Origin of the sequence: Pandoraea aquatica (assembly GCF_902459565.1) — a bacterium.
Taxonomy (GTDB): domain Bacteria; phylum Pseudomonadota; class Gammaproteobacteria; order Burkholderiales; family Burkholderiaceae; genus Pandoraea; species Pandoraea aquatica.
Genome location: NZ_CABPSN010000008.1, coordinates 189,449 through 203,237, shown reverse-complemented (window position 1 = coordinate 203,237; position 13,789 = coordinate 189,449). Strand labels below are relative to the sequence as shown.

The following is a 13,789-nucleotide window of genomic DNA, read 5'->3' as shown; positions in this document are numbered from 1 at the left end:
TTTTTCATTTGCACCGGCCGACTACGACAATCGCTGTCGCACCGCCTCAAATAGGCAAATCGCCGCGCACGCCGCGACGTTCAGCGACTCCATTCCGCCCGGCTGAGGAATGCGAACAGGCGTCTGCACGCGCCCCAGCCAATGAGGCGATACGCCGGCGCCTTCGTTGCCGAAAACCCACGCTACAGGACTACGCAAATCCTGCTCGTAGAGCGACGTACTCGCTTGCAGGCTGGTGGCCAGCAATGGCACTGACAGTCTCGGAGCCAGCGAATCCGGCGTGCAATGCTCGACGATATTCAACGAAAAATGCGCACCCATGCCCGCGCGCAATACCTTGCTCGACCATGTAAGCGCCGTGCCCGACATGCAATAGACGTCACGCACACCGGCCGCCGCCGCACTGCGCAGGATCGAGCCCACGTTGCCTGCGTCCTGCACGGCATCGAGAATCACGCAATCCGTCGTCTGCGACGCCGGCAGACGACCCGAAGGCATCTCCACCACGAAGAGCAGCGACACGCCGTTGACCAGCGTCGACAACGGCTCGAACAACGCCTCGGGCAAACACACACGTCGATCCGCCTCGATCCGCGCCCAAATATGCGCGACTTCGTCGTTATCGAGCGCCGATTCTGCGGCCACGCAAACGAGCGGCTGTCCCAGCGCACCGAGATACGCATCGGCAAGATGCACGCCCTCGAGCAGCGTCTGCCCCAGCTTGCGGCGCTGCTGATTCGACTGCGCGAGCAGCTTCAGGCGCTTGTAGAAGGGATTGTCTTTGGAACTGATGAGCTTCATGAGGTACGGACCACGCGTGACACCGTCAACGTGCCGAAAATTTCAAAGGCTTCGCGCACAGGCGCAAACGACTGGCGATGATGCGGACTCGGTCCATGCGCGCGCAGCGCTTCGAGGTGCTTGGGCGTACCGTATCCGACATGCTCGTCGAAACCGTACTGCGGAAACTCTTCGTGAAGCGCTGTCAACTGACGGTCGCGCGTGACTTTCGCCAGAATCGACGCCGCCGAAATCGCGGGTACCTTGTCGTCCCCCTTGATCACGGCTTCGGCATGCATCGGCAACACGGGGCAACGATTGCCATCGATAAGCGCCAGTGCCGGCACACGCGAAAGTCCGTTCACCGCGCGCTGCATGGCGAGCATCGTCGCATGCAGGATATTCAGGGAATCGATCTCCGCCACGCTCGCCTCGGCGATGCAAAATGCCAGCGAGCGCTCGACGATTTCCTCGTAAAGCGCCTCGCGACGAAGTGCCGTGAGCTTCTTCGAATCGGCCAGCCCTTTGATGGGGCGCGACGGGTCGAGAATCACCGCCGCCGTCACGACTGGACCAGCCAGCGGTCCGCGACCGACTTCGTCCACACCACAAGTCAGATCGGCCGCGACATCCGAAAACAGATCGAACGCCATCTGCGGAGGCGCAGCCTTCATCGCGCGTGTTCGAGGCTTAGCAGCGAGCGGCGCAGCACCATCGCTATCGGCAGTTTTGCGCGTCGTCCGACGCACCTTCACATCGTCCGTCATAGCCGCCCCTTTTCGCGTAGTACACGCTCGATGACCTCCGCCGAACGAGCAGCCGTGTTCTGACGCAATTCCTCGTGAATCTTCGTGAAACGCGCTTGCAGCGAAGCGCGCAACGCCGGATCGGTCAATTGCTGCCAGACGGCATCGGCCAGCGCTTCGGGCGTGGCGAAATGCTGCAACAGCTCCGGCACGACGAACTCGCCACACAGAATGTTCGGCAAACCGACGTAAGGCAAATAGCCCTGACGCTTCATGATCTGCGCCGTCAACCAGGGCACCTTGTACGAGATCACCATCGGTTTTTTGTACAGCGCAGCTTCCAGCGTTGCTGTCCCGCTTGCAAGAAGCACGCTGTCTGCGGCTTCCAATGCCAGCGGCGCACGTCCGTCGATCACCGTCAGGTTGAGGTCGCTATGGGCGTCGAAAATCGGCTGCATCAGTGCGCGCAAGCGGGGCGTTGCGGCCGGCAGGACGAATCGAATCGACGGATTGCGCTTGGCCAACAAGCGCATCGCCGCAAAAAACACGGGCGTCAGACGTTGGACCTCCGACGTACGGCTGCCCGGCAGAATTGCCACGACGGGTGCGTCACCCTGAAGCCCCAATGTGGCGCGCGCCCCTGCCACGTCGGGCATCATCGGAATTTTGTCCGCCATCGGATGACCGACGAACGTGGCGTCGATTCCGGCGCGGTGATAGATCTCTGGCTCGAACGGGAACAGGCAAAGCATGTGATCGACGGCACGCTTGATCTTTTTGATGCGTCCGCCGCGCCACGCCCAGATCGACGGACTCACGAAGTGAATCGTCGGAATACCCGCTTCACGCAGCTTGATTTCGAGATCGAAGTTGAAGTCCGGCGCATCGAAACCCACGAACGCGACCGGCTTTTCCGCCAACCAGCGCTCGCGCAGTTGCTTTCGAATCGAGAGGATTTCGCGCAGATGCTTGATGACTTCGACGTAGCCCATGACGGAGAGCTTGTCGATCGGCCAATAGGCGTCGAAGCCCTCTTCCGCCATATGCGGACCACCGACACCCGCGTAGGCGATGTCGGCCGGAAGACTCTGCTTGAGACCGGCAAGGACGTTGCCGGCAATGAGATCGCCTGACAGCTCCCCGGCCACCATCGCCAGGGTTCGCTGGCCGGCGCCGGGAAGGGTCGGCGACATAGGTCAGCGCACGATACCGCGCGTGCTTGCGTTGAGGAAATCGAGCAGTGCGCGCACTGCCTCGAAGACGTCCGGCGCACCGGCATTGCCGAAGGCCTCGATCTGCACCTTGGCCTCGTCCAGCGTCAACCCGCTCTTGTAGAGCAGCTTGTACGCGTGACGCAGCGCCGTGATCGCATCGGCGGAAAAACCGCGACGACGCAACCCTTCGACGTTGATGCCGTACGGTACCGCGCGATCACCCGAAGCAATCACGAACGACGGCACGTCCTGCACCAACACCGACGCACCACCCACCATCGCGTGAGCACCGATACGCACGAACTGGTGCACACCGGTCATGCCACCGATGATGGCCCAGTCGTCGACATGAACGTGACCGGCCAGTTGCGCGTTGCTCGAGAACACCGTGTGATTCGCGACGTGACAATCGTGCGCGATGTGCACGTAAGCCATGATCCAGTTGTCGTTGCCGACACTCGTCAGGCCACCGTCCTGCACCGTGCCCGTGTGGATCGTCGTGAATTCGCGAATCGTGTTGCGGTCGCCGATGACCAGCTTGGTCGGCTCGCCCGCGTACTTCATATCCTGCGGACTGCCACCCACCGACGCGAACGGGCCAATCTTGTTGCCCTCGCCCAGCGTCGTATGGCCGTCGACTACCGTATGCGAAAGAATCTGCGTCCCGGCACCGATCGTCACGTTCGGACCGACAATCGCGTACGGACCGACAACGACGTCGGCCGCCAGTTGCGCCTTCGGATCGACGACGGCAGTGGAATGAATGTTCGTCATGAGCGTCTCAGTTCCGGTTATTCGCCGTTCTTCTTGACCATGCACATGAACTCGGCTTCGGCAGCCAGCTTGCCGTCCACCGTTGCCTCACCCTTGAACTTATAAAAGCCGCGCTTGTGGCTAATGAAGTCGACCGAGAGAATGAGCTGATCACCCGGTTCGACCGGACGCTTGAAGCGTACGTTCTCGATACCCACGAAATAGTAGAGCGTGTTTTCGTCGTGCACCGCCTCTTCCGAGAAGGTGAGCAACGCTGCGGCCTGCGCCAACGCTTCAACGATCAGCACACCCGGCATCACCGGACGCTGCGGGTAATGGCCGGTGAAGTACGGCTCATTGATCGTGACGTTCTTGATGACCTTGATGTTCTTGTGCGGCTCCAGTCCGATCACGCGATCCACCATCAGCATCGGATACCGATGCGGCAGCAGCTTCATGATCTTGTGGATGTCGATAGTAATAGTGGTCTCGCTCATTTGTCTTGCAGGTCCTTGACCTTCGCTTCAAGTTGACGCACGCGGTCGCGCATCTTGTCCAGATTGCGCATGATCGCCGCGTTTTTATTCCATTCGGCGTTCGGGATCGCCGGAAATGCGCTGGTGTAAGTGCCCGGCCCGGGAATCGATTTCGACACCCCCGACTTTGCCGTCACGATGACCTTGTCGCCAAGCGTCACATGGCCGGCAATACCGACGTTACCGCCCAGCATGCAGAATTTTCCGATCGTGCTGCTACCGGCAATACCGGTGCAAGCCGCAATCACCGTAAAGGCACCGACACGCACGTTGTGCGCGATCTGCACCTGATTGTCGATCTTGCAGCCGCGCTCGATGACGGTATCCGCCATGGCGCCGCGGTCGATGGTCGTGGACGCGCCGATCTCGACGTCGTCTTCGATCACCGCACGCCCCACCTGCGGAATCTTCACCCACTCACCGCCCGTCGCGGAGAAATCGGGGGCAAAACCAAAACCGTCCGAACCGATCACAGTGCCTGCGTGAATCACGCAACGCGCGCCAATCACACTCGTGTGATACAGCGTGGCATTCGGATAGACGAGCACATCGTCACCCAGCGTCGTGCCCCGGCCAACGAACACGTTCGCCATCAGACGGACACGCTCGCCCAGACGCACACCCGCTTCAATCACGACGTTCGGTCCGATCACACACGAGGCCGGCACGACGGCAGACGCATCGACGACGGCACTCGGATGGACGCCAGCAGGCGGCACCGGTGTCGCCGCGTTAGCGAACATCTGCGCCACACGGGCGAAGTACGCGTACGGATTCGGCGCGACGATCCACGCACGACCTTCATGCGAAGGCAGCTTGTCGAAGTCGGCTTTGGAGAGAATGACGGCAGCCGCGCCCGAATTGGGCACTTCTGCGAGATAAAGCGGATTGGACAGGAAGGCCAGTTGCTTTGCACCCGCGCGATCGAGCGGTGCCAGGCCTTCGACGGCAACGTTGCCATCACCCACCAGGTCGCCGCCAAAGCGCGCGACCAACTGGGCTAGCGAAACGGATGGCATGGAGGGTGTGGACGACGATCCCGACATGGAATGCCCGCCCGTCACTTGCCGCTGGTGCCGCCACCCGAACTTGCGTTCAGCGTCTTGAGCACCTTGTCCGTAATGTCGATACGCGGGCTGACGTAGACCGCTTCCTGCACGATCAGATCGTACTTGTCCGTTTCGGCAATCTGCTTGATCACACGGTTCGCGCGATCGAGCACGGCCGCAAGCTCTTCGTTACGACGCTGGTTCAGGTCTTCACGGAACTCGCGCTGCTTGCGCTGAAATTCGGTGTCGGCAGCAGCCAGATCACGCTGACGCTTGGCGCGCTCGGCGTCGCTCAACGTCGGATTGTCCTTGTCGAGCTTGTCCGACATCGCCTTGAGACGTTGGGCCATGTCTTGCAGCGCCTTGTCTCGCGTGGAGAACTCGGCTTCAAGTTTGGCTTGTGCGGCCTTGGCCGGCGTGGAATCGCGCAAAATGCGATCCGAATTCACAGCGGCGATGCGCGCATCCTGGGCCGTGGCGGCAAAGGCCGCACCGGCCAGCAACGCCGCGGCGACGCCGCGAAGGCAATGCTTACGGATACCGTTCAATGTATTACCCCTTACAACGATGAAACGTTCGGAACCGGTCGATCTGCCGTCGTTAGAACGACGTACCGACCTGGAACTGGAATTTCTGATACTGGTCGCCCGTCTTCTTGACGAGCGGGAAGCCCATCGAGAGCTTGAGCGGGCCAATCGGCGAAATCCACGACAGACCGAAACCGTAAGAATAGCGCAGGTTATTGAAGGTAATCGCCTGGCCGTTATCGAACACGTTACCGCCGTCGAAGAACGTAAAGATACGCAGCGTACGATCGTAACCCGTGCCCGGCAGCGGGAACGTCAGTTCGACGTTACCGATCAGCTTCGATGCCCCCCCCAGCGGTTCGCCGTTGGTGTCCTTCGGACCCAGCGAGCTCGGCTCATAACCACGCACCGAACCGATACCACCCGCGAAGTAGTTCTTGAAAATCGGGAACGGCTGACCGCCCATACCGTGGCCGTAGCCGACTTCACCATTCAGCGCCAGCGTGAAGCCGCGGCTCACCGGGTAGTAGTACTGGTGCTGGTAATACGCACGGAAGTACTTGGTCGTTCCGATCGGCGTGCCGATTTCGATGTTGGCCTGTTGGTAGTGACCGCGGTTCGGGATCAGCGCGCTGTCACGCGAGTCGCGCGACCAGCCCACCGTCAGCGGATAGTTGTTGCTGACGTAACCGAACTGGTTTGCGTAGTCGATGTAGCGTTGCGGCGTCGTGCCGTCGCTCGTCAGGTGCAGACGCGTTTGTTCGAAGCCCAGACCGAAGAAGACCGTGTCGACTTCCGAGAACGGCACGCCGAACTTCAGGTTGCCGCCGAGCGTATTGATACGGAAATCCGAATCGCTCGTCAGCAGCAGCGGCTGATACGTACGGTAGTAGATGTCGGTAATACGGCTCACACCGTCCACCGTGAAGTACGGGTCGACTTGCGTCACGGCCAACGTACGGTACGTCTTACCGGTATTCACGTTCACGGACAGCGACGTGCCCGAGCCGAACACGTTGTCCTGGCTGATACCGGCCTGCAACACCACCTTGTCGGTCGAGGAGAAACCGGCACCGACGTTGATCGTACCGGTCGGCTTTTCTTCCACCTTCACCTGAAGGTCGACCTGATCGTTCGAACCGGCCACCGGCTCGGTCGTCACGTTCACATCCGTGAAGTAGCCCAGACGGTTGATACGGTCTTGCGACAGCTTCAGGCGGTCGGCGTCGTACCACGAGCTTTCGAGCTGACGCAGTTCGCGGCGAATCACTTCGTCACGCGTACGCGAGTTGCCCACGATGTTGATCTTGCGCACGTACACACGACGGCCCGGATCGATCGTCAGATTGAGCGCAACGGTGTGGTTGCTGCGGTCGATGTTCGGCTGGGCGTTCACGTTCGCAAACGCGAATCCGTAGTTACCCAACAGATCGGAGATCGCCTTCGTGCTCGCCTGAAGCTTGGCTGCCGAGAAGGTGTCGCCGGCCTTGAGTTGCACGAGCTTCTGGATGTCGTCCTGCTTGCCGAGCATTTCGCCCGTCAGCTTGACGTCCGACACCTTGTACGGCTCGCCTTCGTGGATGTTGATCGTAAGGAACATCTCGTCCTTGTCCGGCGTGATCGAGACGTCGGTGGAGTCGATGTTGAATTCCAGATAACCGCGGTTCAGATAGAACGAACGCAGCTTTTCCAGATCGCCCGTGAGCTTGTCCTTCGAGTACAGGTCGTTCTTCGAATACCACGACAACCAGTTCGGCGTGCCCAGTTCCATCTCGGCCGTCAGGTCCGACGACGAGAAGGCCTTGTTGCCCACGAAGTTGATCTGCTGAATGGTCGCCTTGGGGCCTTCAGTCACGGCGAACTGGATGCCCACGCGATTGCGCTCGAGCGGCGTGATCGTCGTCTTGACCTCGGCAGCGTAGTAACCGCGCGTAAGGTATTGACGCTTAAGTTCTTGCTCGGACTTGTCGAGCAGGTTGCGGTCGAAGGTGCGACCTTCGGTCAGGCCGACCGAGCGCAGTGCCTTCTTCAGACCGTCTTTGTCGAATTCCTTGATGCCGAGGAAGTCGATGGAAGCAATTGCGGGACGCTCGTTGACGTGCACCACCAGCACGCTGCCCTGCGCTTCAACGCTCACGTCCGAGAACAGGCCCGTGGCATAAAGGGCACGAATTGCTTCGGTGCCCTTATCATCGTTGAACTTGTCACCGGGTTTGACCGGCAGGTACGAGAAAACGGTACCGGGTTCAATACGCTGCAAGCCCTCCACTCGGATATCCTTGACCACAAACGGCTCGACGGCCCGTGCCAGGAAACTGTGTGCCGCCAGAACCGCAATCACCAGGGTCTTCGGAACAAGGTGGTATTTATTCGACAACTTGCTTCCCCAAGAAACAATTGAATCGTAAAAAACTCGGATTTGCCTGCGACCGGCAGGCACGTGACGCTGTCCTAGTGCAACAACTTCGACAGGTCGTTGAAAAGTGCTACGGCAGAGAGCGCAAGGATGCAAACGATGCCCACTCGTTGCAGCGCGCCCTGCCACCGTTCGGAAACTGCCCGACCGGTAATCGCTTCGACCGCATAATATAACAGATAGCCACCGTCCAAAACCGGAATCGGCAATAGATTCAATACGCCGAGGCTAATGCTGACAAGCGCCAGAAAGGCGATGAAATAATCCAGACCGAGCCGAGCCGAACGCCCCGCGTAATCCGCAATCGTCACCGGACCGCTCAGATTCTTGAGCGATGCCTGCCCAGTGATCATCTTCCCAAACATGCGCACGCTGAACGCCGTCACGTCCCACGTGCGCTGCGCCCCACGGCCGATCGCCTCGAACAGTCCATAGCGGACTGTCACCGAATCGACCTGGCTGGCCAGCGCCGCACCGATCTTGCCCACGCGCTCGCCACCCGCCGTTGCCGAATCGACTTCTACATTAGGCGTCAGCGTGACGTTTCGAGGACTGCCGTCCCGACGCACCGTCAGGGTCATCGGCTTGCCAGGGTGGGCGCGAACGGCGTCCACGAGCGCCTTGGCCGAGGTCACGGGCGTGCCATCCACCGCCGTAATCTCGTCGCCCACACGCAACCCGGCGAGTCCCGCAGCACCGCCCGCGATGATCTGCCCCACCTTGACGCGCGCCGAGGGCACCAGGCCCAGACGCTGCATGAAGTCCTGCTCGCCGTCCGCATCGAAATGCTGCCCGGCCGCGTCTAGCGTGTATTCCGCACGGCCATCGCGCGTGCGCGCCACTAGCGTCACACGCTGCCCTTCGATCATCGGGTCGACAAGACGCCAACGAAGATCTTCCCAGGAACGCACGGCCACTTCCTCCCCGACCGCCTCATCGGGATTTCTGCCGTTTTCGCGCACCCCGGTGATCAGTTCGCCACCCGCCAACCCTGCACGGGCCGCGAGCGTGCCAGCCGCCGGCGGCGCGATGCGCGCAACAGGCTCCGTCACACCAGCCAGATTCAGGCTCGCATAAAGGGCAATGGCAAGGAGGAAGTTGGCGACCGGACCGGCCGCCACGATAGCGAAGCGCTTGTAGACGGACTTTTGATTGAACGCGCGCGCCCGGTCTTCGGGTGCCACGATCTGCGTTTCGTCGCGCTCGTCGAGCATGCGGACGTAACCGCCGAGCGGCAGTGCGCAGACCGTCCATTCGGTCCGGTCCCGCCCCATCGTCCACTTGAGGAGCGGCGTCCCGAAGCCCACGGAGAATCGCAGAACCTTCACGCCGCAAAGCTTTGCGACCGTGTAGTGGCCCAACTCATGGAACACCACCAGAACACCAATGGCGAAGGCGAACGCTAGCAACGTGGTCAGCAGATTCATGAGCGAACGAGCCCCGGGGAAATTACGACATGGGCAGCGGCGTCAGGAACGCGCTGGTGCAGGCAAACCGGCAACGATCTCCGTCGCCAGTTCGCGGGCACGACGATCGGCGTCAAGCACGACCTCGAGCGAGGTGGCCTCACCCACTGCGACCGTGTCGAGCACGCGCTCGACCACCTGGGCAATCGCGGTGAAACGGATGCGTCCTTCAAGGAACGCCGCCACGGCCACTTCGTTAGATGCATTGAGCAAAGCACCCGCTGTGCCGCCGCGATGCAGCGTATCGAACGCCAGACGCAGACAGGGGAAACGACGCAGATCCGGCGCTTCGAACGTCAGCTTGCCAATGTCCGCGAGATTCAGACCGGCAACGCCTGACGTCACCCGGTCGGGAAACGCCAGCGCATGAGCAATCGGCGTGCGCATATCGGGGTTGCCGAGTTGCGCCAGCGTCGAGCCATCGGTGTACGTGACCATCGAATGAATCACGCTCTGCGGATGGATCAGCACCTCGATCTTTTCCGGCGGCATATTGAACAGCCAGTGGGCCTCGATGACCTCAAGGCCCTTGTTCATCATGCTCGCCGAATCCACCGAGATCTTGCGCCCCATCACCCAGTTCGGATGCGCGCATGCCTCATCCGGCGTCACATTCTCGAGCGACGCCAGTTCGCGCTCGCGGAAAGGACCGCCCGAAGCGGTCAGCACCAGCTTCTCGACGCCACGCGTCGAAATACGGCTCTCGCCAGCCACTTGCGGCAAGCACTGGAAAATGGCGTTGTGTTCGCTATCGAGCGGCAGCAGCGTGGCACCCGCGCGTTCGGCCGTCGCCATGAACAACGCACCGGAAAGCACCAGCGACTCTTTGTTCGCGAGCAGAATGCGCTTACCGGCGCGCGCTGCGGCAAGGGTCGATTGCAGACCGGCCGCACCCACGATGGCCGCCACGACCATCGTGACCTCGCCAGCCTCGGCGATTTCGATGAGCGCTTGCGGACCGTATGTCACGTCGATCTTCAGGCCCGCCTCGGCCAGACGTGCCGACAGCGTGCGTGCGCCATCGGCATCGGCCACGACCGCCACTTGCGGACGATGGGCAACGCACTGCTCAAAAAGACGATCGAGATTACGGTGCGCCGACAGCGCGTAGACCGAGAAGCGATCCGGATGACGCCCCACGACATCGAGCGTGCTAACGCCGATGGAGCCAGTGGAGCCGAGAATGGAAAGACGTTGCGACATGATCAGACGAAGAGCATAGCCAGCGGGAGCACCGGGAGCAGCGCGTCGATTCGATCGAGCACGCCGCCATGACCGGGCAGCAGCGCGCTGGAATCCTTCACGCCGGCTTGCCGCTTGAGTTGAGATTCGAACAGATCGCCCACAACCGAGAAAGCCACCAGCACGGTCAGCGCCAATGCGCCGAGTGCGAGGCCCAACGTGCTGGCGAGATGAGAAACGATGGTCGGTGCCTGCAATCCGCTGGCGAGCACTGCCGCAGCAATCACGAGTACCAGCAGCCAGCCGCCAATGGCACCTTCCCACGACTTTCCGGGGCTGATGGACGGCGCAAGCTTGCGTTTGCCGAAAGCCCGCCCGGCAAAGTAGGCCCCCGTGTCGGCAAGCCAGACAATAACGAGCACCGACAGGAGGAACGCCACGCCGCGCTCACGTGCGAGACAAAGCGCCTGCCAGGCAGCAATGAGCAATACCGGACCGGCCACCAGCAACAGACCGCGCCACGCACCTTGCGTCGCGGGCTTACGTGCAAGGGTGTAGGGTCCGGCGAGAATCCAGAAGATGGCGGCCGGTTTGAGCCAGATCGACGACAACGTCCAGCCGCCCGCCCAGGTCAACCCGACACCCAGCAGTGCCAGCGCACCATAAAAGACGGCGCCCGTGCCGTTCAAGCCGACCAGCCGCCCCCACTCCCACCCGGCAGCCGCAACGATCACGGCCGCGAGCAACGCGAACTGCGCCGGCGTACCGACGAAGATCACGGGCAAAAGAATGGCGAGAAGTACGACAGCGGTAATGACGCGTGTCTTGAGCATCAGGCGGATTGTCCCGAGGGGTTCTGGACTTGCGCGCTGGTACGGCCAAAACGGCGTTCGCGCTGCTGAAACTCGGCGACCGCCCGCTTAAGCGTATTGGCGTTGAAGTCCGGCCAGAATTCTTCGGTGAAATACAGTTCAGTGTACGCCAGTTGCCAAAGCAGAAAATTACTGACGCGTTGATCGCCACCGGTGCGGATAAAGAGATCCGGCTCCGGCGCGTAGGCCATGCTCAGGTAGGGCGCGAGATCGTCTTCCGAAAACGATGCATCGAGCGCCGCAGCCCCGCCCTGCGCGACACGCGCAGCGGCAAGCTTCTGCGCAGCCTGGAGAATATCCCACCGCCCGCCATAATTAGCGGCGATGGTCAGAGTGAGACCTTTGTTGTCCTGCGTACGCTCTTCCGCACGTCGGACGAGTTCCTGAATGCGCGGCTCGAACGCTTCGAGCGCACCAATGACGCGAAGACGGATGCCGTTGCTGTGCAACTTCCCGACCTCGCGCTCAAGCGCAAGGATGAAAAGCTGCATCAGCGTCGAGACTTCATCCTGTGGACGACGCCAGTTCTCGGAACTGAACGCGAACAGGGTCAGATACTCGACGCCAAGCTCGGCACATGCCGTCACCGCTTCACGCACGGCGTCAACACCACGCTTGTGCCCCGCAACGCGAGGCAATTTACGACTGGTAGCCCAACGCCCGTTGCCGTCCATGACGATGGCAACGTGGCGCGGAATGCTCGCTGTCTCAGGAGCAGAAAGCGTAGAGCTGAGAAAACCCATTGAGTTACGGCGCGGAGTCGGGCGCGAAAGTCTGCGGAGATTGAGCGGTAAGTGCCGTGGCACTTAAACCGTCATGATCTCAGCGTCCTTCTGCTTCACCAGCTCGTCGATTTCGGCGACGAACTTGTCGGTGAACTTCTGGACATCGTCGCCACCACGGCGCTCGTCGTCTTCCGAAATTTCCTTGTCCTTCACCAGCTTCTTGAGCTGCTCGTTGGCGTCGCGACGCAGGTTGCGCACGGCAACCTTGGCATTTTCGCCTTCCGACTTGACCAGCTTCGTCATTTCACGACGGCGCTCTTCGGTCAGTTGGGGCATCGGCACACGAATCAGATCACCCTGCGTCGCCGGGTTCAGACCCAGATCCGACTCACGGATGGCCTTTTCGACCTTGGGGACCATGTTCTTTTCCCACGCTTGCACGCCGATCGTACGGGCATCGACGAGGCTCACGTTGGCAACTTGAGAGATGGGCACCATCGAACCGTAATAATCGACCTGGACGTGATCGAGCAGGCCAACGTGCGCGCGGCCGGTACGAATCTTCGCCAGGTTGTTCTTGAACGACTCGATCGAGCTCTTCATCTTTTGCTCGACATTCTTCTTGACGTCAGCAACGCTCATGGCAACCTCCAAACCTAAATTGTTACGCAAACATAAATGATACGGCGTCGACGCGCCAATACGCGTCGACGCCGCAATTTGAACTCAAACGTGGACGAGCGTTCCCTCGTCTTCGCCGAGAATGACGTGCTTGAGCGCACCCGGCTTCACGATCGAGAAAACGCGCACCGGCATCTTCTGATCGCGGCACAGCGCGAAAGCCGTCGCGTCCATGACCTGCAGGTTCTTCGAGATCGCCTCGTCGAAGCTGATGGTCGAGTATTTCACTGCATCCGGGACCTTCTTCGGGTCGGCCGAGTACACGCCGTCGACCTTGGTCGCCTTGAGCACGACTTCGGCACCGACTTCCGAGCCACGCAACGCAGCGGCCGTGTCAGTCGTGAAGAACGGGTTGCCCGTGCCAGCCGCGAAAATCACGACTTTACCCTCTTCGAGCTGACGGATCGCGCGGGGGCGGATATACGGTTCAACGACCTGATCCATACGCAGCGCGGATTGCACACGCGCTTCGATGCCGGCGTGACGCATTGCATCCTGCAGCGCCAGGGCGTTCATCATCGTGGCGAGCATGCCCATGTAGTCGGCCGTCGCGCGGTCCATACCTGCGGCACCACCTGCCACACCCCGGAAGATATTGCCACCGCCGATCACGACGGCCAATTGCGTGCCCAGGCGAACGACTTCGGCAATGTCGCCAACCATCCGCTCGATGGTTGCGCGGTTGATACCGAACGAGTCGTCACCCATGAGGGCTTCACCAGAGAGCTTGAGAAGTACGCGTTTGTAAGGAGTAGACATGGCGGTCCTTAAGAAGTCTGGTCGGGCACTGTTGGGGTATTCTGGATGAAACAACGGGGACGACACCGCCGCCCCCGGATACT

The 13,789-nt window shown here is 60.9% G+C and carries 14 protein-coding genes; all 14 read right to left on the bottom strand.

Annotated elements, in window-relative coordinates; translation table 11 throughout:
• Nucleotides 1-21 precede the first annotated feature (21 nt).
• Nucleotides 22-801 carry a TrmH family RNA methyltransferase gene (locus PAQ31011_RS22350; protein ID WP_150577889.1) on the bottom strand — a complete coding sequence of 260 codons (780 nt, stop codon included), beginning with the start codon at nucleotides 799-801 and terminating at the stop codon, nucleotides 22-24.
• Complete coding sequence (rnhB, locus tag PAQ31011_RS22345) at nucleotides 798-1,454, bottom strand: ribonuclease HII (protein WP_174990239.1); 657 nt, start codon at nucleotides 1,452-1,454, stop codon at nucleotides 798-800. The genes PAQ31011_RS22350 and rnhB overlap by 4 nt, the downstream gene beginning before the upstream one ends.
• An 89-nt stretch (nucleotides 1,455-1,543) precedes the next feature.
• Nucleotides 1,544-2,719 (bottom strand): lipid-A-disaccharide synthase, encoded by a 1,176-nt coding sequence (gene lpxB / locus PAQ31011_RS22340; RefSeq protein ID WP_174990235.1) that lies wholly within the window; start codon nucleotides 2,717-2,719, stop codon nucleotides 1,544-1,546.
• A 3-nt stretch (nucleotides 2,720-2,722) separates the two neighbouring features.
• Entirely contained in the window at nucleotides 2,723-3,514 is a 792-nt protein-coding gene (gene lpxA / locus PAQ31011_RS22335) for an acyl-ACP--UDP-N-acetylglucosamine O-acyltransferase (RefSeq protein ID WP_150577887.1), read from the bottom strand.
• A 17-nt stretch (nucleotides 3,515-3,531) separates the two neighbouring features.
• Nucleotides 3,532-3,990 carry a 3-hydroxyacyl-ACP dehydratase FabZ gene (gene fabZ, locus PAQ31011_RS22330; protein ID WP_039398720.1) on the bottom strand — a complete coding sequence of 153 codons (459 nt, stop codon included), beginning with the start codon at nucleotides 3,988-3,990 and terminating at the stop codon, nucleotides 3,532-3,534.
• The gene (gene lpxD, locus PAQ31011_RS22325) at nucleotides 3,987-5,048 is read right to left on the bottom strand and encodes a UDP-3-O-(3-hydroxymyristoyl)glucosamine N-acyltransferase (RefSeq protein WP_150577886.1); all 1,062 of its coding nucleotides are present in this window, start codon (nucleotides 5,046-5,048) and stop codon (nucleotides 3,987-3,989) included. Before lpxD ends, fabZ begins: the two co-directional genes overlap by 4 nt.
• 41 nt (nucleotides 5,049-5,089) lie before the next feature.
• On the bottom strand, nucleotides 5,090-5,626 hold the full coding sequence (locus PAQ31011_RS22320) for an OmpH/Skp family outer membrane protein (protein WP_267919674.1): 537 nt from the start codon (nucleotides 5,624-5,626) through the stop codon (nucleotides 5,090-5,092).
• Nucleotides 5,627-5,678: 52 nt separating this feature from the next.
• A complete protein-coding gene (bamA, locus tag PAQ31011_RS22315) occupies nucleotides 5,679-7,982 on the bottom strand; it encodes an outer membrane protein assembly factor BamA (protein ID WP_174990234.1) in 2,304 nt (767 codons plus the stop codon).
• A 74-nt stretch (nucleotides 7,983-8,056) separates the two neighbouring features.
• Nucleotides 8,057-9,448 (bottom strand): RIP metalloprotease RseP, encoded by a 1,392-nt coding sequence (rseP, locus tag PAQ31011_RS22310; RefSeq protein WP_150577884.1) that lies wholly within the window; start codon nucleotides 9,446-9,448, stop codon nucleotides 8,057-8,059.
• A 42-nt stretch (nucleotides 9,449-9,490) separates the two neighbouring features.
• A complete protein-coding gene (gene ispC / locus PAQ31011_RS22305; RefSeq protein ID WP_150577883.1) occupies nucleotides 9,491-10,690 on the bottom strand; it encodes a 1-deoxy-D-xylulose-5-phosphate reductoisomerase in 1,200 nt (399 codons plus the stop codon).
• Nucleotides 10,691-10,692: 2 nt separating this feature from the next.
• Nucleotides 10,693-11,502 (bottom strand): phosphatidate cytidylyltransferase, encoded by an 810-nt coding sequence (locus PAQ31011_RS22300; RefSeq protein WP_150577882.1) that lies wholly within the window; start codon nucleotides 11,500-11,502, stop codon nucleotides 10,693-10,695.
• Nucleotides 11,502-12,284 (bottom strand): polyprenyl diphosphate synthase, encoded by a 783-nt coding sequence (gene uppS / locus PAQ31011_RS22295; RefSeq protein WP_150577881.1) that lies wholly within the window; start codon nucleotides 12,282-12,284, stop codon nucleotides 11,502-11,504. Before uppS ends, PAQ31011_RS22300 begins: the two co-directional genes overlap by 1 nt.
• A 63-nt stretch (nucleotides 12,285-12,347) precedes the next feature.
• On the bottom strand, nucleotides 12,348-12,908 hold the full coding sequence (gene frr / locus PAQ31011_RS22290; RefSeq protein WP_046291782.1) for a ribosome recycling factor: 561 nt from the start codon (nucleotides 12,906-12,908) through the stop codon (nucleotides 12,348-12,350).
• A gap of 84 nt (nucleotides 12,909-12,992) precedes the next feature.
• The gene (gene pyrH, locus PAQ31011_RS22285; protein WP_039398734.1) at nucleotides 12,993-13,706 is read right to left on the bottom strand and encodes a UMP kinase; all 714 of its coding nucleotides are present in this window, start codon (nucleotides 13,704-13,706) and stop codon (nucleotides 12,993-12,995) included.
• Between the last annotated feature and the right edge of the window lie 83 nt (nucleotides 13,707-13,789).